The 21,535-nt window shown below is 41.4% G+C and carries 20 protein-coding genes; 11 read left to right on the top strand and 9 right to left on the bottom strand.

All coding sequences use genetic code 11. The features are described from left to right. Window positions 1–83: 83 nt before the first annotated feature. Window positions 84–323 (bottom strand): helix-turn-helix domain-containing protein, encoded by a 240-nt coding sequence (locus ACHOLT_RS05930; RefSeq protein ID WP_425806457.1) that lies wholly within the window; start codon window positions 321–323, stop codon window positions 84–86. Window positions 324–641: 318 nt separating this feature from the next. Here ACHOLT_RS05930 and ACHOLT_RS05925 point away from each other — a divergent pair, with 318 nt between their 5' ends. Continuing rightward, on the top strand, window positions 642–1,031 hold the full coding sequence (locus ACHOLT_RS05925; RefSeq protein ID WP_425806455.1) for a helix-turn-helix domain-containing protein: 390 nt from the start codon (window positions 642–644) through the stop codon (window positions 1,029–1,031). A 41-nt stretch (window positions 1,032–1,072) separates the two neighbouring features. On the opposite strand, the gene ACHOLT_RS05920 is transcribed toward ACHOLT_RS05925, so the two are convergent. The 5 genes from ACHOLT_RS05920 to ACHOLT_RS05900 all read right to left on the bottom strand — a co-directional run bounded on the left by ACHOLT_RS05920 (window position 1,073) and on the right by ACHOLT_RS05900 (window position 7,307). Then, complete coding sequence (locus ACHOLT_RS05920) at window positions 1,073–2,047, bottom strand: G1 family glutamic endopeptidase (RefSeq protein WP_425806453.1); 975 nt, start codon at window positions 2,045–2,047, stop codon at window positions 1,073–1,075. Window positions 2,048–2,163: 116 nt separating this feature from the next. Then, the gene (locus ACHOLT_RS05915; RefSeq protein WP_425806451.1) at window positions 2,164–4,059 is read right to left on the bottom strand and encodes a cell wall-binding repeat-containing protein; all 1,896 of its coding nucleotides are present in this window, start codon (window positions 4,057–4,059) and stop codon (window positions 2,164–2,166) included. 166 nt (window positions 4,060–4,225) lie between these two features. Continuing rightward, window positions 4,226–4,657, bottom strand: a complete 432-nt coding sequence (locus ACHOLT_RS05910; RefSeq protein WP_425806450.1) for a hypothetical protein — start codon at window positions 4,655–4,657, stop codon at window positions 4,226–4,228. An 80-nt stretch (window positions 4,658–4,737) separates the two neighbouring features. Then, window positions 4,738–6,078, bottom strand: a complete 1,341-nt coding sequence (locus ACHOLT_RS05905; RefSeq protein ID WP_425807910.1) for a TolC family protein — start codon at window positions 6,076–6,078, stop codon at window positions 4,738–4,740. 41 nt (window positions 6,079–6,119) lie between these two features. Beyond that, window positions 6,120–7,307, bottom strand: coding sequence for a TolC family protein (locus tag ACHOLT_RS05900; protein WP_425806449.1), 1,188 nt, complete (start codon window positions 7,305–7,307; stop codon window positions 6,120–6,122). A 305-nt stretch (window positions 7,308–7,612) separates the two neighbouring features. Between ACHOLT_RS05900 and ACHOLT_RS05895 the strand changes: the two genes are divergently transcribed. The 10 genes from ACHOLT_RS05895 to ACHOLT_RS05850 all read left to right on the top strand — a co-directional run bounded on the left by ACHOLT_RS05895 (window position 7,613) and on the right by ACHOLT_RS05850 (window position 17,561). Continuing rightward, on the top strand, window positions 7,613–8,272 hold the full coding sequence (locus tag ACHOLT_RS05895; RefSeq protein WP_425806448.1) for a TetR/AcrR family transcriptional regulator: 660 nt from the start codon (window positions 7,613–7,615) through the stop codon (window positions 8,270–8,272). A 4-nt stretch (window positions 8,273–8,276) separates the two neighbouring features. After that, complete coding sequence (locus tag ACHOLT_RS05890) at window positions 8,277–9,344, top strand: HlyD family secretion protein (RefSeq protein ID WP_425806447.1); 1,068 nt, start codon at window positions 8,277–8,279, stop codon at window positions 9,342–9,344. A 1-nt stretch (window position 9,345) separates the two neighbouring features. Beyond that, a complete protein-coding gene (locus ACHOLT_RS05885) occupies window positions 9,346–10,053 on the top strand; it encodes an ATP-binding cassette domain-containing protein (protein WP_425806445.1) in 708 nt (235 codons plus the stop codon). Continuing rightward, window positions 10,050–11,213 (top strand): ABC transporter permease, encoded by a 1,164-nt coding sequence (locus tag ACHOLT_RS05880; protein WP_425806444.1) that lies wholly within the window; start codon window positions 10,050–10,052, stop codon window positions 11,211–11,213. Before ACHOLT_RS05885 ends, ACHOLT_RS05880 begins: the two co-directional genes overlap by 4 nt. Next, window positions 11,210–12,406, top strand: coding sequence for an ABC transporter permease (locus tag ACHOLT_RS05875; RefSeq protein ID WP_425806442.1), 1,197 nt, complete (start codon window positions 11,210–11,212; stop codon window positions 12,404–12,406). Before ACHOLT_RS05880 ends, ACHOLT_RS05875 begins: the two co-directional genes overlap by 4 nt. 172 nt (window positions 12,407–12,578) lie before the next feature. Then, window positions 12,579–13,700, top strand: coding sequence for a Fic family protein (locus ACHOLT_RS05870; RefSeq protein WP_425806441.1), 1,122 nt, complete (start codon window positions 12,579–12,581; stop codon window positions 13,698–13,700). A 154-nt stretch (window positions 13,701–13,854) separates the two neighbouring features. Then, on the top strand, window positions 13,855–14,823 hold the full coding sequence (locus ACHOLT_RS05865; protein WP_425806438.1) for an efflux RND transporter periplasmic adaptor subunit: 969 nt from the start codon (window positions 13,855–13,857) through the stop codon (window positions 14,821–14,823). A 14-nt stretch (window positions 14,824–14,837) separates the two neighbouring features. Continuing rightward, complete coding sequence (locus ACHOLT_RS05860) at window positions 14,838–15,491, top strand: HlyD family secretion protein (RefSeq protein ID WP_425806436.1); 654 nt, start codon at window positions 14,838–14,840, stop codon at window positions 15,489–15,491. Window positions 15,492–15,505: 14 nt separating this feature from the next. Then, a complete protein-coding gene (locus tag ACHOLT_RS05855) occupies window positions 15,506–17,128 on the top strand; it encodes a DHA2 family efflux MFS transporter permease subunit (protein WP_425806434.1) in 1,623 nt (540 codons plus the stop codon). After that, window positions 17,091–17,561 carry a MarR family winged helix-turn-helix transcriptional regulator gene (locus ACHOLT_RS05850; protein WP_425806432.1) on the top strand — a complete coding sequence of 157 codons (471 nt, stop codon included), beginning with the start codon at window positions 17,091–17,093 and terminating at the stop codon, window positions 17,559–17,561. The genes ACHOLT_RS05855 and ACHOLT_RS05850 overlap by 38 nt, the downstream gene beginning before the upstream one ends. A gap of 79 nt (window positions 17,562–17,640) precedes the next feature. Here the strand turns inward: ACHOLT_RS05850 and ACHOLT_RS05845 are convergent, their stop codons facing one another. From ACHOLT_RS05845 to ACHOLT_RS05835, 3 genes are all read right to left on the bottom strand, one after another. Then, the gene (locus ACHOLT_RS05845) at window positions 17,641–19,272 is read right to left on the bottom strand and encodes a cell wall-binding repeat-containing protein (RefSeq protein WP_425806430.1); all 1,632 of its coding nucleotides are present in this window, start codon (window positions 19,270–19,272) and stop codon (window positions 17,641–17,643) included. A gap of 119 nt (window positions 19,273–19,391) precedes the next feature. Beyond that, window positions 19,392–20,048 (bottom strand): response regulator, encoded by a 657-nt coding sequence (locus ACHOLT_RS05840; RefSeq protein WP_425806428.1) that lies wholly within the window; start codon window positions 20,046–20,048, stop codon window positions 19,392–19,394. Continuing rightward, window positions 20,041–21,276 carry a sensor histidine kinase gene (locus ACHOLT_RS05835; RefSeq protein WP_425807908.1) on the bottom strand — a complete coding sequence of 412 codons (1,236 nt, stop codon included), beginning with the start codon at window positions 21,274–21,276 and terminating at the stop codon, window positions 20,041–20,043. The genes ACHOLT_RS05840 and ACHOLT_RS05835 overlap by 8 nt, the downstream gene beginning before the upstream one ends. Between the last annotated feature and the right edge of the window lie 259 nt (window positions 21,277–21,535).

Below are 21,535 nucleotides of genomic sequence, written 5' to 3'. Positions count from 1 at the left end.
CCACCTGTTTTACCACTCTAGTGTATTATACAATCTCTAGCCAGAGGTTCGTCAAGCAAAAAATAGACCAGAATTTCTAATAATCAGCCTAACCGCTTTTTGTTCTCTAAGCGAATCTCATATATCCCGGATGTTTCGCAGAACAAATCATCCATTGGAATCTGCAATTCCCGGGCAAGTCTAATCCATGTATTAGGAGTACCTTTACTCAATCCCTTTTCTAAACGGACAAGGTAACTGTATTTATAACCTGTCCTCTGAGCGAGTTGTTTTAAAGTTACCCCTTTTCTTAATCTCCATTCTCTTAAATTATTTCGATCCACTTTTAGCACCCATCCTTCATGTTTAATTATGTAAACATTATATCCTTAATGTTTAATCTTGTAAATTAATGAAGGAATCCTTATTTTCAAAAAGAATGCATGCCCTATGTCTGATCTAACCCTTTCCGGTAATACTAGTTTTAACATTTTTTAGAAAAGCGAAAGGTATTTTTTCACTATCAAGAAAGTATAAAATTTTTATCGGTAGATAGTATAAGTGCAACTAAGGCTTTCACCTGCGCAAAGATAACAAAGTGCGAAGACAGTGTCTTCGGCGAAAGCCAAGTTTTCTTTAGATACTAAGAGAGGGGAAGTTTTGTGCTCGATTTAGGGAAAACAATTAAAGAATTACGAAAGAAAAGAAATTACAGTGCGCGAGAACTTTCAGAACGTTCAGGAGTTGCGCGCAGTCTCATAAGTCAGCTTGAAACCGGAAAAAGAGCATCAACGAGTATGGATACAGTTTATCGTTTGGCAAAAGCTTTAGATGTTCCAGTCGCATCCTTGTTTGCTGATAAGTCTGTTTTTGGTTCCCCAGCCGCCTATAAGCTAAATCGTTCTTCTCCCTCTGAAATCAATGAGGAAAGCCTACCTTATTTGGATACTCTGCAAAAAGCCCAAAAAGCCGGAATACCTCCCGAACTTCTCAATGAATTAATCGATTTGATCGTTCGTATACAAGTGAACAAAGCAAAACACGATGAGTAAAATCTCATCGTGTTTTGTTAATCCAAGAGTTAAATTCAGTTTTACCAGTTCCAAGTCCAGGACCAGCTCCACCCGTTTTGGCTGAAGTCATATTCCCGGTAATGAGGCATATGTCCCTGCTGCAACTGAGTCGGTCTCCGATAATGGCTCTTCCCTGTTGAAGTGTTATTCCCGTTCTCGGTTTGCGTCGCGAGGACTGTGGTCGAAAACGACTCTCCGTCCGAACCCAGAACCGAAGGAGCAATCAAGACATCTCCCTTTTTCGATACCATCGCTACAGGAGTAACCTTATTTCCTGAAGCATTCAGCGGCTGGTCATCTACGCGGGCTGAATTATATTTAACGATCCCCATATTAGCTAAAGGATAAAGTTGATTTTTTTGGTTTGAAGGATCTTCACTGATCCATTCGGCTGATGTCCCTATCTCTTGGGCGTAGGCAGCCTCTAAGGTTACTTTAATCGTATTTGTTTGCGTCTGGCCGTCCGGTATATTCACAGTATACGTCAGATTCCATACGGTATCCGTGCTATCCTCTGGTGCAATACTTGCAGTGACCGTCGAACCAATGGGTACAGTAACAATGCTTTGGGCTGCATCAGGAAGCTTCTCCCAAAATAATTCTGCTTTCGGCTGACCGTTTTCTATGGATTCAATCGTTCCGATCTGCAGCAAGTCACTTGTCGATACACCGCCTAGACCAATCCATTGAGCTGCCAAAGCATTGGCTTGAGTTGCTGTAATCGTCGGGACGGTCCAGCTCCCGGAAACACGGGTATACCCTTGTCCTGAGGTCGGTGTTGCTATATACCCTCCCCAATTACCGGATTTTTCCGTATTGGCAGGAAGGCTTGTCGTTGTTGAAGTACTTTCGGTATGGACGCTTTGTATCTTGGATAACACATAATCTTGAGCAGGAACCGGATTGGCAGCGACTACAGGAAGAAGTGTTGACGTCCCCAAGGCAACAAACGCAGCTAACACAACTACGTGAATTTTACGAATCCACTGTCTCATTTTTTCTCTCACTCCTCGAAACCCTATGTAAACACCATCATTATAGCGTATCCTATTTAATTTTACCTGAAAGTTCGCTGAAGATCACAAAATATAAGAACTTACAAACATAAAGATCACTCAAGGAAAAAGTCTTTTTTCGTCAATTGATTATAATACAACCGCGTTGCACTATAATCCAGAGATGAGTTTCCCTTTAAATAAAGCGTTTCCAAGCGTGTTAAGCTTCGGAGAGGAGCTAAGTCCAGAATATAATTATAGCTGATATCCAGAGAATTTAAGGAAGTAAGACTTTTTAATGATGTAACTTGTTCCAAACTATTATACGAAAGGTTAAGTGATTTGAGATTTGTCAGCTTTTGCAGGGGAGCAAGGTTAGCCCCTTTAAGATAATTATTTCCTAAGTTTAAAGTCGTGAGATTCGTGAACGCTTCCATTCCCGTAAGATCTCTGATGCCGTTACCCTTTGCATCTAAAGAAGTTATGCTCAAAACGTCACTTCGATAAATCGGTTGGGCCGAAGATTGCTTACCCAGCGCATATTTAATAGCCCATACCAGATTTGAATCTTTAAAGGTAATCGCTGCATCTTCAGACACCTTAAGGTTAAAACTCACTTTAAGCGAAGTCCCATCCACAGTTCCCTGGAACGTATACGTTCCTACTTTGCTCAAAATACTAACCGTGGGGCTTGTCGTCCACGTCACGGGAAATTCCTTAATGCTATTATCGCTCATTGTCACCTTTACCGTATTGGGCAGGCTGTAGCTGCTGCCTTGGATAACTTCTGCCGTCAGTGTGTCAGCTTTACTCGGCAACGCCTCAACGATTAAAGTTAACACGACTTTTCCGCTATATCCGCTGACTGTGCCGCTATAGGTATACGTCCCTGCTTTTTGAGTAGATACAGATGCCAGATCCCAGTCTACCGGAACCTCTTGCCAGTCCCCTTGGCCAGTCTGGATCGTTACCGTCTTCGGAAGGCTAAAGGTCTGCTTTTCTTGCACAGTCACAGTTAAATTCGTCACTTTTAAAATCAACGCCGGCAAACCGATTAACGAAGATTCTGTGGTATAAGGAATTACGCCTTCACCCCCAAAAACCTGGATTTGACCAATAACCTTTTGGGCGAGATAGGTTTTCGTGGTGGATGGAATCTGATTCCCTTTCACTAAAACCAATGCATTTTTATCCTTTTGCGCAAGAGCCGCAGCTGACAAAGCATCTGGAAAATCCTCGCCCGTTGCCACATAGGTTGTTGCCAGATTGATCGAATCTCCAAAGTATTTGAGCAGAGCAACGTTACGCTCATAAGCATCAGCACCGTCAATACGCTCCGGCGCCGGAAGCTGGTTCTGAATGCTCATGGGTACCTCAGCCTCTCCACCAACAATGATTGTCCTCTTCAGCTTGGACTTGGCTAAAAAAGTCTTCTCGTTCGACGTTAGATCTTGCTCTGGTGCAAGCAGTATAGGCATTCCCTTGCCTGATGCAATTGGAGCAACCGACAAAGCATCTGCAAATTCCTGCCCTGAGGTCACAAAAATGCCCTGACTTGTACCAACTACCCTGGCAACGGCCAAAGCGGTATCATAGCGATCGTTCCCAGCTAAGCGAACCATAGAAATTCCGGCAAGGGATAATTGACTTTCGACGCTTTTGGGGATAACACCTGTTCCCCCCACGAGATAGGCCTTTTTCGCATTTAACCGTTTTAATTCACTCAGCGTCTCCGGACTTAAGCCAGAGGAACCGACTAAAAGAAGCGGTGCATTGTATTTTCCAGCGAGCGGTGCTGCGCTCAAGGCATCCGGATAATTCTCACCCGTCGTGAATACCACCGTAGCTGCACCATCAGGCCACCCGCTTTGACTAACCGCGATTGCCGTTAAATATCGATCATTTCCCGCCAATCGTGAACTTGTAGTAGTGGCATTTGCTCCATGAACCCAGGTTATTGAAAATAGACAAAAGCTAAATATAAAAAGTGTAATTTTACTCCAGCGTGACAAGGAAAGTCCCCCTTAATCCTTAATAAGCTAACCTTCTTTTTCTATTCGAGAAAACATTCGATCAATCCTGCCTAAATATAAAAATGCTCCCTGCAGCAACTGGTCTTAATCTTTTAAAACCAGTCTACTTTCAGGGAGCATTCATCGGAATGATTAACTCTTAGGCTTAGGGTTTAAAGGAAATAGAATCTATTGTTTTCCCATCGCTGAGTGCCTGTGCGGTTACCGCTTTATTGGGATACGTTTTCTTCAGTTGAGCCAAGAATTCAAGAGCAAGATTATGGGCATAGGTCTTGTCAACTCCGCTTTTAAACGTAATATCGCCGTAAGTGATTCCCTGTTGCTCATAGACCGAAGTTCCAAGCACATCTTTTTGTTCCATAATCTGTTTTGAAACGTTCAAATTGGAATCGACAACAGATGTCCCTTGGGGAGCAGGTTTTAAATAATCTGTTTTGGGAGTCTGATCCTCGACTTTTTGTTGTGTACTCTGTTGCTGACTATTTTCCTGTTGAGTCTTGGCTGTCGGTGTACCACACCCTACCAGAACAATAGCCAAGAATGAGATTGCTAACCCCTGAGAAATTTTCCTGAACACGTAATCACGTCCTTGATGAATGGATTGATAAATGAATTCCTTTTTAGACTATCGCATTTTAGATCGGTTTGCAATGACAGTTATTGCTCTAAACTATTTTGGAAGTTGGCTGCAGCCGTCATGTAGGCGATAACATCCTGTTGCATCGTATTTTGATCCGTTAAAAGAGTACTTTGAAGAGCCAGCAGCTCAAGGCTGCTCGACGTACCCACTTCAACCTTTTTTTGCATAATAGCAATATTAATTTGGTCAGCTTCCACCGTTAAACGATCGGCCTCAATGGTATTCTCCAACGTTTTAAGATCATTATAGGCCTTACGTAAACTTAATTCCTTCGTTACGGGTAAATTTTCAAGGGTTGCCTTTTTATCTTCGATGCCAAGTTGGATTGTATCAGCATTCTGGGTATCATCATAGTAAAAATCGATATCATACTCGATCTGCGAAATCTCAATATCCTGTTTCATTTTTTGAATATCATAAGTGGTCTGAACTGATTTGGCGATCCGATTATCAATATCTGAATCATCAAATTTCGTGTAGGTTACCATTGGGGAAGTCAAAACAACAGGGCGATTTAAATCGATGCCTAGGTCTTTCTTCAGCGTGTTCATCGAACTGTTAATACTGTTCGTCGCCATTTTTTGCAAGGCTTCCAAACCGCTTCGCTTGGCATTATATCCATAGATAGTCGACGGAATCTGTAAGCCCAGTTTAATCTGGAGGTTGATTTGGTCAATCGTGGTATCGAGATCTTTGATCTGCTTGCCTATAGTATCGGCTTGCTGCTGAAGCGATAAAATTGTTTGATATTGATTCGTCATATCAACCTGAAGGTTTTTCAATTGATTTTCCCTATCATGCTTTGCATTATCCAGAGTCCATTGAGTTCGTTTGTAATTAAGGTCCCGGTCCTTCCGACTGTCTTCATCGACAACGGGAATGTTGGCATCATGTCTAGCCTTTGCCTGTTGATTTTGTTTATCATAAATTTGAATTTTGCTGTCTGTTAATTTAATGTCACTGTTGCTTGTCTCAACCATCTTTAAAGCATCTTCAAGAGAAAGATTTAATGTCGATGTATCCGCTGCAGGTGCAATCGGTTCCGTTATACTCGAGGAATCCTGACTTGCGGAAGATGAGCTGGAAGAGGAACTGGTTGAAGAAGGCTCTGTCGACACCGAACTGATTTTAACAGTGGAAGAAGGGTTTGAAGCCGCTGAGCTCAGAATTGCTCCCTTTAAATTAGTGTCTTCTGTACTCGTAGTCGTTAAATCAGCCACAGAACTGTTCATCGTCATATTCGAAGCTGTTTGAGCCATACGGTCATAGCCAGCTACAGTCTTATACGTAGGAACGAGGATTGACGCCATTACCAGTAGAGTAAACGCGCTAACATATTTCTTTTGCAAAGGAGGCACCTCCACATTTCTTTATTCCAAAAGAGTTGTTTACCTATTTCTTAGTCTCTAGAATCTATCGGATTAGGATTGTTCTCAGACTTGTAAGGACTAATAGAGAAGTTCTCTGCAGAGCTTGGAGCTTTAGGCTGATACCCTATTCCACACGCTGAATCCATAGTGATTTGAGCGAGCCAAGCATCAAGCTGAGCATTTTTATAGGCAATGTCAGCCTTGGCCTTGGCTATCTTGGCATTGTCCAAATCCACCAAAGTAATCTGTAGGTACTTATACTGAGCTTCTGCCGCTTGGTAATTCAAAGCGGCTTGATCTGCCAGCGCTTTCTGTGCTTCCAGATTCTTCATTGCAGCTTCTAGGTTTTTATAAAAATTGGTGATGTCTTCCTGGACATTGATCCTTGCTAAACTCAAATCATTCTCGGCACTGCCAATGGCATACTCCTGTTTCTGCACATAGAAATCATAATCTGTGGGAATTTCCGATTTACCAAGGTCATACTCTTTTTTCTTAAGGTCCAGAGTATTTTGAGCATTAATAATTTCCACCCGGCTGCCTAATGCAGCACTTATATAATCTTCTAAAGGCTTAATCGTCGCAGCCGGGACGATATTATCGTCTTTCAAGGTTGAATACCTCGTTGGAAGTTTCTCTCCCATAAGTTGATTCACGCTCTGCGTAGCAGAATCATAACTATTCTGTGCACTATGGTAATCATATTGTGCTTTCAGGTATGTAATCTCACTTAAGCGCAACTCAGGGGAAGAAATCGTGCCTTGCTCCAGCTCAAGCTGTGCATTCTTATAATCGGTCTCGAGGGAAAGCATGAGTTCCTGCTTGATGTCCATCGCATATTTCGTCTTCAGCAACTGTTGATATGCCTGGTAAGCTTTTAGACGAACACCACTCGTAGCCACTTGCTGCCCATTTGACACTTGATCAACTGCGTTCTTCATTTCAAGCGGCGTAGTTATAATCGTTACAACATTTTTATAATAGTTAAAAGAGGGAAGCACTAACGCTGCTCGGAGTTGATTCATCCTCTCGGTTACATTCGCATAATTCTTCTTGTATATTTCCACCCGTTTTTCATAGGTTTGGAGATCTTGCGAATTCTTCAGGGTTGCGATCGCCACTTTTTCAATGTCAAGCGAATCATCGGCTGCCATAACGGGGGGGGCCGAACAAGCTAGCATGGAGACGCTTAAAAGAATTGCTGCGATTTTTTTCAACGCATTTCCTCCTTTGCTGTTCTATCATTGTCTCAACATCAATTTGAATTCTACTGTTAAGCCCAGGCCTTGCTGCTTCCACCTTGTGTTTATAAGGGCAAGGATTTTAATCCCGGCAGAAGAATTCCTCTCATTTCACTCAACAGTTTATAGTCTTCTTTCGGTTTATGCAAGATTTTCTTTTTTAAGCCTAAACTCTTGACAAAACAAATTAGGCAGCCCTAAAATACTCATTGTAAGTTTAGTAACTAACTAGTTACTTACATGCTTGACTTAATTCACATGATTTCAAGGGAGGATATCCAATGCAGCAAGAAACTCTCCAAAAAGAGGATGGCCGAGAACACCGTTCTGAAGCAAGCCGTGCGCGTATTCTTAACGCAGCCACTGAAATTTTTGCCCAAAAAGGACCGGAAGGCACACGTGTCGATGAGATCGCCGAAAAAGCAGGAATCAACAAACGAATGCTCTACCACTATTTTGGCAGCAAGGAAGATCTCTATGTGGAAGTTCTTCGCAACAACTACGATAAAATTTTTACACTGAGCAAAAAGGCATTTAAGTTGGGAGACAATCCAAAAGAAAATGTAACCCGGGCTGTACGTGCATATTTCTACTTTCTTGCGCAAAATAAAGAGTTTGTACGCTTGACCAGTTGGGAAGCACTCAGCGGGGGACGTTTTATCGGGAAAGTCATTCCTCAGTTTTTTGATTTGGTGGAATTGGAATTCGGAGACATTATTAAAGACGGGATTCAACGAAAATTCATTTCTCCAGATACCGATATTCGACAAGTGCTTCTCAGTGTTCAAGCTTTATGCCTCGCTTATTTCAACCGCCGAGAATTGGTTCAACCGCTTTGGAGGGAAGATATGTTGTCAGAAGAGATGCTTGAAGCGCGCCTGCAGCATATCCTGAACTTAATTTTTGAGGGGATTTTTAGTCATAAACAGGAAGGAGAATAATCGAATGAATGTATTCACACATATCCGTTTAAAAAAAACCGGTCTTTTTATTCTCTTTGTAGGAATAATCCTTGGGAGTTTGCTGATCTTCAACCGCTATTTTTATGTAAAACAGACTGCCTTAGCCAATGATCAGCAGGGCCTGACCGCAACAGGAACTATTGAAGCCACCCAAGTTATGGCTTCTTTCAAGGTTCCCGGCAAACTTGAGAAAGCCTTGGTGGATGAAGGCGGCCAAGTCACGAGCGGACAGGAAATCGCCTCCCTGGAAAGCCAAGAAATCGGTTCTGATGTTGTCACTGCCCAAGGAGCTTATGATGCAGCCGTAGGGCAAGCCCAACGAGCCAATGAATCCATCCCTCTGACCCGTGAACAAGTCGAGAGCACCATTGCTCAAACCCAAGCCAAAGTCGCCCAAGCGCAAACCGGTGTTGATGATGCTAAGCTCACCTATGACCGTGCCACTGAGTTAATAAAAGGCGGAGCGATTTCGCAAAAATCGCTGGATGATGCCACCCATGCCTATCAACTGGCCCAGCAAAAGCTTCAGGAAGCACAGGCAGGACTCGATCAGGCCATGTCCGCTCGGCAAAACGTCCAATTAGCCGAATCTCAATACCAGGCTGCTCAAGGAGCAGTCAAACAGGCCGATGGAGCTGTTCAGAAGGCTGAAACTTACTTGAATAATACGCATTTACTTGCCCCCATCTCCGGCTTTATTACCCAAAAATACCTGCAGCCCGGTGAAATGCTTAATGCCGGAACACCCGTGTTCGAGATCACTGACTTGGCACATACCTATGTCAATGTCTATATCAGTGAAAATAAAATTGGCCGCGTAAAGCTCAATCAAGATGCTGAAATTACCGTTGATTCCTTTCCGGGCCGGGTTTTCAAGGGCAAAGTCGTGTTGGTCAACGGTGCAGGCGATTTTGCCGTAAAAAAAGCCATTAATGATCAATATGAACATGATCTGCAAAGTTTTAAAGTAAAAATTGATCTACCCAATACCGATCTTGTGCTGAAAACGGGAATGACAGCCCGAATCAAAATCGTAGAGGGGGCAAATTAAGATGAAACCGATCCTCAGTGTAAATCATCTTGTCCAGAAACGGGGCCGCAAAACACTCCTCAAGGATATCTCCTTCGACGTTCTTCCGGGTGAACGTTTTGGTGTGTTTGGAACGAGAGGCACTGGAAAAACTGCCTTACTCCACATCTTAGCGGGTGTTGACCGCTTTACCTCCGGCCAAGTGGAAATTCTGAATTTTAATGTGCAAGCAACTGAAAAGTACAAACGGGATATCGGCTTGGTAACCCAGGAACGCAGCTTGTTCTCAGATATGTCGGTAGGTGAAAATCTCGACTTTATTGCCGTTTTGAAAAAAGCAGCCCATCAAGATATTCAAGAGATGATTACGCGTTTTGAACTTGCCGATTACCTTTCTACGCCTGTTGCAGATTTAGATTCGGTGGGCGTGTTTCAGCGTCTTTCCTTAGCCTGCGCCATGCTGAATCACCCCCGCGTATTAATCGCTGATGATGTTATTAAAGATATTGATCTCAATTCGCGCCATCTTATTCTTAGAGAGTTGGATCGTTTCCAGTCAGAAGGCGGAACTTGTGTATGGGCCTTTAGTGATATCCGGGATTGGGGCTTAATGAGTAAAGTAGGCTGCTTGGCAGAAGGTGAAATGACGCTTCATACCCCGGAAGCCGATCAAGAAGAATGGAACTGGACGAAAGCCGCTTATGCTGTACCGTATGGAGCCCGTGCATGATGAAACAGAGTTTGGCAATTATGAAACGGGAATTGTTTTATATGTGGCACGATACCAGCCTGCGCTTTATTTTATTAATCGGTCCGCTTCTGGGACTGCTATTTTTCGCAGCAATCTATAGCCACCAGCGAATTGACCAAATTCCAACAGCGATCGTCGATTTAGATCAGAGCAGCGCCAGCCGACAGGTTGTGACTGAACTAAAAAATACCCAGGATTTGCAAGCAGCAGCCTACCTCGACAGCTATGATGAGTTGAAAGCGCTGATTCAAAAGGGTCAAGTAATTGTCGGTATCGTCATTCCTGCCCATTATGGCCAAGACGTGGCCTTGCATCGTCAGACTCAAGTCGCTGTAATGATTGATGGAACAAACATGATTTATGCCACAAACGCCAGCAGTGCTGTTTTAACGGTGACACGCACGCTTGGAGCAGAAGTAGGGATTCAAACCCTGATCGCCCAGGGCATTCAACCGATCCAAGCCAAAGAGGCCTATCAGTCTATCAATTTTCGTGAAGAAGCGTGGTTTAATCCCACCTTAAATTATGCTTATTTCTTAGTACTGGCCTTCGCTTTAAATATGTGGCAGCAGTACTGTATGCTGGCCTCCTGCATGAATGTTATCGGTGAGAGCGGGGTTCGCAGCTGGCTGCAAATCAGATCTTCCGGCCTTTCCCTGTTTAAGCTCTTCTTCAGCAAGTCTGTCGTTCATCTCATCATTTTTATGCTGATCGTATTACCCGTTTATTTTATCGCCTTCAAAATCTTTAAACTGCCCTTAGCTGTCAGCTGGCCGGTTCTTCTTCTTTTCACCTTCGTCTTTGCGGTTACCTTGCATAGCTTAGGGACTTTCATGTCGAGTATTTCCGGTAATGCAGTCAACGCTTCACGATTTGGGATGATTATCGCCCTTCCTTCTTTCGTTATTTCAGGGTTTACTTGGCCGCTGCAAGCTATGCCGCAGTGGTTCCAGCCTATTGCTTGGTTTTTCCCCCAGACTTGGTTCTTTCAAGGATTCAATTATCTAGCCTTTAAGAATCCCGGTTGGCTGTTTATGAGCCATTATTTCTTGATTTTAGGTGTAATGGCTGTCATCTTCTACAGTGCGTCAGCCATGGTAATCCACTGGCAAACTGCAGCAAGGGGGGCACGAGCATGAAGCAGATCCTAACGATTGCGCATTACGAAGTTGTTCATATCTTTAAAGATCGAATTCTTTGCCTAATGGTCTTTTTCATTCCCCTTCTTTATGCCCTGCTCTTTGGCATGATTTACGTTTCCGGTACCCTGCAGCAAGTCCCTCTTGGGATTGTCGATCTTAACCACTCTGCCGAAAGCCGAGATGTTGTCGAGGTCTTTGAAAACACGCCGAATTTTCACGTCATTTCTAATATACAGACGTATGCAGACTTAGAAGCAGGCATGAAAAATGGCACAGTTCGAGCCGGTATTGTTATACCCAAAGACTATTCACAGAAATTAGCACAGCATCAGCTGACCCAGATCTTATCCGTTTATGACGGATCAAATCTCATCTATGGATACAACACGCGCAAATATTTACAGCAAGAGTTAAATACCTTCAGCACACAGCATACTGCTTCCTATCTCAGCGGATTAGGTATAACAAAGAATGAAATCACGAATGTTATGGATACCGTCTCCTTCCGCTTACAGGTTTGGTATAATCCGACGTTTAGTTATACCACCTTCATATTCATAGGCTTAGTGATCATGATCCTCCATCAGATCGGCCTCTTAGGTATTGGTCTAACGGTAACTCGGGAAAAAGAACGGAATTCCTGGATTCAATTTTTAAGTGCGGACATTTCATCCTGGAAGATCTTCATGGGAAAGACGCTGCCATATTTTATAGTCAACATTTTTAATTATGGTTTGTTATTGTGGATAGCCGCTCGGTTTATTGACGTAAAGATCGAAGGTTCACTGGGTGTAATCCTTCTGCTGGGCTTTCTCTTTAACGTGATTCTTGTTTCATTGGGATTTGTGATTTCACTCTATGCGCCCAATTCTTTGCAAGTCACCCGTTATTTGATGCTTCTGTCCGTTCCGTTGTTCGTTTTGTCTGGACTTACCTGGCCCAGCACCCATATTCCCAAGTTTCTAAATACTTTAGCCCAGATTGTCCCCTACACCTGGATGGCCAATGGAATTCGTCAGGCCACCGTTAAAAGCTTAGGATTAGCAGATTTGCGCATTACGGTGATGGCAATGACGGTCATGGCAGCTGCAATTACTTTCTTCGCCATAACCTTTACCAAGCGAAGAAACCCGCCGGCCCAATCCGGACTGTCGGTAAACAATTCAGTCACCTATCCTATGAAGGCATGATAAGCCTAATGAAAAAGACCTTCGAAGTTATTAGCTTTGAAGGTCTCTTCTTTTTGTAATAAATTATGGAAATAATGATATAATATATTTAAGGAAATATATTATAAATATTGACTTAATACTTATATTAGAGTAAAATTTCTGAAACAATTTACTTAAGGAAGAGGATACTATGGTAAAAAGAGGTATCGCTAAATTACCCATTGTCGTTCCTAATAATAAAGCCTTAGAGATATTTCAGTTACTATCTAAAGTAAATAAGAAAATTGGACGTATGAAAAGTGAATTTAATCATTCCATAGTCAATGATTCGATTGTAAGTATGTTCTCTTTAAAAGAATCGGTTCAATCTACAAGAATTGAGGGCACTCAAGTTACATTTTCGGATATGTTGGAAGAAAGAGAAGATGAAAATCCAAGTTGGGAGAAAATAGAGGTTTTAAATTATCATAAAGCACTTCAATACGGAACCTCCTCTATTAAAAATGGATATCCAATCAGTACTCGAATGATTAAAGAAATACACTCCACTCTGATGGAACAGGCTAGAGGTACTAGTTCATCCGCTGGAGAGTTTAGAAAAATACAAAATTTTATTGGACCTAATAATAGGATTGAGGATGCAGTTTATATTCCGATTGGAGCAAATGAGATAGATAGCTATATGGAGAATTTAGAGTTTTTTATTAATAGCACTCCCCATAGCAGCTTCACTAAATTTAATAAAACCGATGGATTTGTATTCGATGAAGAAAGTGATCCAATTATTAAAGCAGCTATAGTACATGCTCAGTTTGAATCTATACATCCATTTTTAGATGGAAATGGCAGACTTGGAAGAATTCTTATTGTGCTTATTGCGATTAAAGAAGAAGTGATAGATGTTCCAGTCTTCTTCGTCAGCGAAGAGCTTGAGAAAGAACGTTCAAGATATTATGATTTATTAAATGGAGTAAGAGGAGATAATCCGGATTGGTACTCTTGGATAAAATTTTTTGTTATTTCTTGTGGCAGAATGGCCGATTCGTTATTAAACAAATTAAAAGAAGCTGAAAAATTAGCAACTGCCGGATTAAAAAAATGCGCTCTAGAATCAGAGAGAGATATCTGGCTGTATACTTTTTCTGATCCTGTTACTACCGCTGCTCGAGTATCAAAAAGTTTGAAGATATCTCCTGCTACTGCCAGAAAGGGATTAAAAACATTGTTTGAAGCCGGATTGCTTTATACCGATGAATTTACAAGAAGAAATAAGAAATTCAGGAACTATGATTTAATGAGAATATTGAATTGAAGTTTCAAAAGAGAGTTGATTTGCCGTCAGGCTTGTCAACTCTCTTTCCTATAATTTTAGGTCTTGACAGATTTTCTAATCCGATATAAATTTAAATTTGCTTCCGAACAATACGTGTACGAACAGTTGCAGTACAACCATAAGGGGGATTGGAATGAGAAGATTTGTTTTCATCATGCTGGCCGCGGCTTTAGTGCTGACAGGCTGCGGTACAACTGGCCAACAAGCTGAGAAAGCCAGTACCGGTGTTCCAAAAGATAAGCCGGCTTTCATCATGGCCGGAATTATCGATGCCAATGATAAGGCACAAATCACAACGAAAATTCCAGCAAAAGTAGCAAGTATCTCTGTTGACATTGGTGCTGTCGTGAAACAAGGGGACCCCTTGATCACGTTGGATACCAAAGATATTGAAGCCCAAGTGGCGCAGGCGCAGGCGGCTGTTGCAGCTGCTCAGGCGAATTTGGCAAAAGTCCAGGCAGGTGCGCGCCCAGAGCAGATTGCTCAGGCTGAGGCCCAATTGGACGCTGCTAAAACGGCTTATACCAATACAAAAACGAATTATGATCGCAGTCAACAGCTCTTTGCTGCAGGTGCTCTCTCTCAAGCACAATTAGATGCTGCTCAGACTCAGCTTTCAGCTGCCCAAGCACAGTATAACTCGGCCCAGGACCAGTTGGATCTGTTAAACAAAGGGGAAACCCCGGAAACGATTAATGCCCTGCAAGCTCAAGTCAAACAAGCTCAAGCGGCGTTAGATTATGCGGAAGTGCAATTAACCAACGGAACGATCATCTCCCCCATTTCCGGAACAATTAGTGCAAAAAATATCAATATTGGGGAATTGGCTTCTCCGGGGGCAGCTTTACTTACTATTGTCAATAATGATTCCTTATTCATTAATGCCTCACTGCCTGCCGGACTTGTTGAGGACGTGAAGGCTGGTCAAGAAGTCGTTGTCAAAGTCTCCGAAATTCCCGATAAAGATTTTACCGGTGAAGTTGTAATGATCGATCCTGTAATAGACTCCCGGAATACAAGTGTTTTAGTTAAAATCCAAATCAAAAATCCGGATCCTGTCTTAAAACCTGGCATGCTGGCAGAAATAGGCCTTAAAAAGTAAGGAGAAGCGAGAAGATGAATGAAAAGCGTAAAAAGTTAATTTACTTAATCCTTACGGTCATGATCGTGGCGTTTTCCTGTATCGGAGGATATTATTGGTACCAGAATACATATTTCGTTTCTACAGAGGATGCTGCAGTAAAGGGTGACCTTGTCAGTGTGGGCCCTCAGATTTCCGGAAAATTGATGGATTTGAACGTAGAAGAAGGAGACACGGTCATAAAGGATCAGATTATTGCTCGTCAGGGCATTAGCAATCCTCAGGAAACCAACATTGATCAAACCGTTCTTAGAGCGCCTATCAACGGCATCGTGATTAAAAAGCAAGGAACCGTAGGAGAGATTATTTCCCCAGGGCAAACGGTTGCGATGCTTGTTGACCCTGCCAAGCTTTATATTACGGCGAATATTGAAGAAACAAAACTTGGCCATATTAAACAAGGTCAAAAAGTGGATATTACGATTGATCAATTTGGAAAGAAGAAATTTACCGGCACGGTTAATTACGTCGGGCAAGCCTCCAATTCAACCTTTTCTCTGCTTCCGGCTTCCACAAGCGGAACCTTTACCAAGGTTATTCAGAAAATACCGGTAAAAATCGAACTGGATAAAAATGATGCAACATTACTGCCCGGTACAAATGCTGTTGTCAAGATTCACATAAAGTGAGAGGTGAGATAAGTATGACAGAACATCACCTTTCTGAAAGTGCAGGTGACGGGCTATATAAGTGGTCCGCCTTGTTTGTGGTTGTCATAGGGACGTTTATGGTTATGCTGGATAGCAGCATCGTTAATATCGCAATTCCTAAAATGATGAACGTTTTTGGTTCGGATTTGGATTCGGTTAAGTGGATATTAACGGGTTACACCCTGACAATGGGGGCCATAGTCCCTATCACAGGATTCCTGAGTGATACGTTTGGGGTTAAGAAACTGTTCATATTTGCCTTGAGCTTTTTTACCGTAGGCTCCTTCCTGTGCGGTTTTGCCTGGAGTAATAATGCTATGGTTATCTTCCGTATTGTTCAGGCCATAGGCGGAGGAGCAATCATGCCTGTCGGCATGTCCTATATCATGCAAATATTCCCCGTCCATGAACGCGGCAAAGCCTTGGGTTTTTGGGGAATTGCTTCAATGGCTGCTCCGGCGATCGGACCTACTTTGGGAGGATATATCATCCAAGCCATTGATTGGCGGTTTATTTTCTATGTCAATGTTCCTATCGGAATCTTTGGAGTTTTTTTTGCAAGTATTTTACTCAAGGAGACTCCTTTAAAACCTTATAAAGGAAATTTTGATTATATTGGATTTTTCTCCTCGGTTGCCGGTATTGTGAGTCTCTTGTATGTCCTCGGCGAAGGAGATACAATTGATTGGGGAAATATTAAATTTCCTCTCTTATTGGCTTTTGGAGTTTTCTGTCTCCTGATATTTACCGTTAATGAATTGATGCATCCGGATCCTTTGCTGGAATTACGCGTCTTTAAAATCTATGATTTCTCTCTCAGTCAGTTAATTTCAGGGATCACAGTTCTGGCACTGATGGGCGGAGTCTATGTACTTCCTCTGTTTTTACAAAATTTAAGAGGATATACAGCTATGGAAACAGGGTTGATTCTTTTTCCGTCGGCCATTGCTTCCGGATTGATGATGCCGATCAGCGGGACTATTTTCGACAAGTTTGGAGCAAAGGTCGTTACCGTACCCGGGCTTTTAATCTTAGCCTATAGCACCTATGAAATGTCTCAATTTAATATGAACACACCGGTAGCCACCATTACGATTATGGCTACGATTAGAGGACTGGGACTTGGGCTCTCCATGATGCCTGTCAATACTGCTGGTATGAACGCTGTACCGAGACACCTGTTCACGAAAGCAACCGCCCTGTCAACCACGGTTCGAAGCATTTTCCAAGCCTTAGCCATAACCTTTATGACTACCATGATATCGAATAGGACAAATTATAACTATGCCAGATTAGCCGAACAGATCACTCCGTTTAATCCAACTTCAAACGATCTCGTCAAAGCTTTGCAAGGGGTTTTTATGAAATCCGGGTTATCTCAGGGGAGCGCTCAAGGGGCTTCTATTTCGACCCTCGGAAAGTTGACTTATCTTCAAGCCTATCTAGATGCTATAAATTATGCAATTGCCATAACCGTTTTTGCTGTCTTTGCGGCCATTATTTTAGTGCTCATGATGAGTGATAAAAAAGCGGGAAAGAAAAAGTCCGATCCAAGTTTAGCGGGAGAGAAGGGATCGCATGAGTCCGAAGCTGGAGTCGCAACACTTATGGAGTAATCCTTCTGAACAAATCATATTGTTATTTAAATCTGTCCAGAAAATATTGCGGGACCAGGTCTTTGAAAAGTCCCGGCAGTTTGGCTTTACAGGGCCGCAAATCATACTCATCCTGGCATTAAGCAAGAAGCCTTATGCAACCTTGAATGAGCTGAGCAAATGCATAGGATTGTCCAAAAGCACTGTATCAGGAATCGTGAACCGATTGGTGGGGCGGGGAGTCGTCATCAGAGAGATTCCTGAAAATAATCGAAGAATTGTTCGATTATCTCTTTCACCGGAATTTGCAAAAAATAATGTTATTAAAGAGCTTATGGAAAAATACATCATGGATACCCTGAAAGACGCTGACGAAAAGGATTTAAAGAAAATAATAACGGGACTGGAAACATTGTGTGCTTTGTTAAGTCAAAATGATGACCCATTAAAATAGCTGGGTTAGCCCAATTTAAGCGATAAATAGCCCTCACCTGGAATTAGGTGAGGGCTATTTGTAAAAACAACCGTATGTTTTATTCGTTAACAGCTGAAACAGTAAAATTCTCCACCGGAGCACCGTTTGTTAAATCATTGTTTCCGGTCTTTGCATAACTGATTAGAACATTAGAATCTGTATCCGCGATTGCTGAACTTAACGTCAAGATGACCTTGGTCCCAGATACCGCTGCACTTGTAACTGTCGGCGCTGAAGCTGCCCCTGTAATCTTAAAAGCCAGAGGATCAGCAAGAGACCCCGTCAGAGCACTGCTCATCGTTAAGACAATGGAATTTCCGTTTGTGATCACAGCGCTGGAAACGGTAGGAGCTGTGGGTATAACTACGTTCCGGGCACTTCCAAAGGTGTACCCTTCCTTCGCTACGGTTAAAATATAACTTTGACCGGCAGTTAAAGCTGCACTTAAAGCATATTCTTTTCCGTCATCGAGAGGTACTGCACTGTTAATCGTTATGGCGGACCCGGTCGTGTCGACAAGAGTAAAGTTGTTTACCCCTAAGTCTTTTACAGCAGGATCCAAATTTACCGTGAAACCTGTGGTTGATGGTTTGCTTACCGTTATTGCCGATGAGGTTGTTGTTTCTCCCGTACTTTGCAAAATCTCATTAATTTTATCGATTAAGCGTTGCGGAACCGCACCTTCACCGCCTAGAACATTCACTTGAGGCTGCACGTTGTTATTTTTAAGGATTTCCAGGTAGGCCTCTATGCTCTTCGGCAAATCTTTGCTTCTCGGATTTACCAAGAGGATAGGAGCATTTTGCGCAGCTGCCAGTGTGCTGCCGGAAAGCGCATCTGCGAAGTCAAAACCGTTAGCAACAAAAATTTGCGCAGGATTAGGATAGAACTTATTCAGAATCTGAGCTAAGGTTTCAAAACGATCGGCGCCGCCAAACCGTTGAATTTGGGAATTAGGCGATAAAGCTTTGATTTGGTTAAACAAACCATTCTGCAAAACTCCTTGACCCCCAACGACATAAACCTGTGTGGGTTGATCAGTAATAATAAAATCTTGAACAGATTGTGTAAGGTTTGAAGGATTGCTTAATAAGATAGGCCAGCCTTTGCTTGCTGCGAGAGAGGAAATTCCCAAAGCATCCGGAAAATCCGTACCGCTTGCAATGATGATCGGGGTTCCTGTTGTAACATTTAATTGTTTAACGATTTGAACATTAGTCTCAAAACGATCCTTCCCGCCTAAACGATTGACATGGAAGCCATTATTAAGCAGCCATTGCTCAGATTCATGAGAAATAATGCTATTTCCACCAACAATCGTAACCGTACCTCCTGCAGCCAAATGCTCCTTCACATAGTTATAAATCACCATTGAATCTTTATAACCAGGGCTGACCAAGAGAATAGGCGCTTTCAACTGATAAGCTAAAGTACTGGCTGATAATGCATCTGGGAAATTATGAGCTGACGCTAAGACGATATTTTGAACTTGTTGATCTCCATTAAGCTTAAGCTGATTAGCTATCGAGGTTGACGTCTCAAACCGATCTTCACCAGAAAAACGATGCGATTCAAATTTACCTGGTTTGATTTCTGGTTTACCAGGTTTGGCTTGAGCGGCTAAAGAAAATGAAAAGAAAAGACTTACTGTACAGATAAGGGATACGAGAACTTTAAATTTACGTTTCACTTTTTTTCCTCCTTCCCCTTTTAGGGTTCAAAATTGATTCACTCAATTTTATATTCGTAAGTTTGATATATTTTTTGGGGGTATTCTTTCCAAAACTTTCTTCAATCTCCATATTTTTATTAAAATTTTTCAATATGAATAATTCCTTGTTCTATAGCTACGGCAACAGCCTCTGACCGGGAATCAACATTTAGCTTACTGTATATATTGGTTAAATGAGCTTTAACCGTTCTTTCAGATATCCCCATATCAAAAGCTATTTTCTTGCTTGTGCAGCCTCTTGCAACAGCTTGTAAAATAAATAATTCTCTTTCTGTAATAGAACCATTAAGTGAATTATTGCTTTGGCTCGGTTCCTTTTTAAGACTAAAGATACTATTGCAAATTTCCGGCTGGAGAAGTATTTCACCTCTTATAGCCGATTCAACAGTTCTAATAAGCTCTTCACGGGTAGCATCCTTTAGCAGGTATCCCTTTGCCCCTAATGAAAGACCTTCCATAATTAAATGATCATCATTATAAGTGGTTAATATAATTATAGGCACTGAATTGTTTTTTTCGTTCAGGGCTTTTATAACCTCTAGCCCACTAATTTTAGGCATATTTAAATCCATTAAAATTACATCCGGTTTTAACTGTTCTGTCAGGGCTATTGCTTTTTCCCCATTTTCTGCTTCGCCGACAACTTCATAGTCTTTTTCCGTTTCAAAAATTAGCTTTAATCCTTCTCTTACTACCAAATGATCATCTACTACTAATATTCTTTTCTTACTCATTTTCATCAGATATTCCTTTTTCAATTGGTATATTAATGGTCAAATTTGTGCCGGACTTTCTTTTGCTTTCAATTTTAATCCTTCCATGGATTGCTTCTACTCGCTCAGTTATTCCCAATAAACCATAATGTCCATATAAATGATCGATCCGCTGGACGTCAAAACCTATGCCGTCGTCAATAATATTTATATTTATTAGATTATGAGTTTCTACTATTTCAATAACTGCTTTTTTGGCCTTCGCATGCTTTGCAATATTGTTTAAGGACTCTTTTACAATGTATAAAATCTGTTTAAATAAATTGAGAGGCAGCTGGGATTTAATCACAATATTTGCAGTAATATAGGTGTTTGACAGACCTTTAAAGTTAGCTATTTCATTTTCTACGGCCTTAGCTAAATCCCTATCTGCATTTCCCGGTAACCGTAAATCATTGATAACAAGCCTGGAATCTGAAAGAGTTTTTCTTGCGTGTTCCATTGATTTTTGCACAATTTCTTGGGCTCTTTTTGTATTATTATTATTTAAATTAGCATTTACAGCGTCTAACTGCATAATGATTCCTGCAAGTCCTTGAGTCAGTGTATCGTGCAAATCTCTTGCCATTCTCTGCCTTTCATTTGTTAGGGTTAATTCTTCTACTTTCTCATAAGCAAATTCGAGTTCCTGTAAAACTTTCTGGGTATGAATACGCAATTTCACTTGCTGAATCATGATAATTGAATATATACGGACAGCTATAGTAATAAGCAGAAGTATGGGGATAGAATGGATTAACGCATTCCATCCATCAAGTACTATAATAGCGCCACAAAAGATACTGTAAAAATAAACAGATGTCATAATTACTTTTATACTTTCGTAATAAGCTCCTATGCTTTGGCCGATTAAAATAGGAATTAATCCAAAAAATATTGCGTGATAACCTTTAGGAAAGATTACTGCACAGCCTAAAATAATTAATCCCTGTATGCCAAAATAAAGCCAATACTTATTTCTAAAAATAATGTTAGAAAACAAAAAAAGTAGTAAGAAGGCTAACATTAAGATTGTAAAAATTAATTCTGCTCCTATCAAAACTTTATATTGATTTTGAACGGGACTTTGAAAAAGCATAGCAGCTATGTAAACTATAACAATACTCGCTATTATGAGGGGCTTAAATACTTTTACTTCATCTGAATTTATCATGTTCGTTAAATTCAACTTATTTTCCAAATAAATCACCCCTCTTAAGAAGATTATGGCATTCATTAATTTCGATGTCAAAATAAACCTTTGGTCTAAATGACCATTGTAAAGAGCTTAGCCTTCAGAACAATTTGAATGCTAGCTCTTTGTTTTATATCGATGTTTTTTGCCTAAAAGTACATTGCCTTTTGCCCTAAAGTACAATTGTTGCAATTTTCTAGTCCCTATATCATTAAACATGGCCTCTTATAGGCTAGAAAACTATAGGAAGCAGATGATTTGGGATTATGATTAA

Origin of the sequence: Desulfitobacterium nosdiversum, assembly GCF_049860565.1 — a bacterium.
In the GTDB taxonomy this organism is placed as follows: Bacteria; Bacillota; Desulfitobacteriia; order Desulfitobacteriales; family Desulfitobacteriaceae; genus Desulfitobacterium_A; species Desulfitobacterium_A nosdiversum.
The sequence above is the reverse complement of the archived record's forward strand: the minus strand, read 5'-3'. Positions and strand labels throughout refer to the sequence as shown.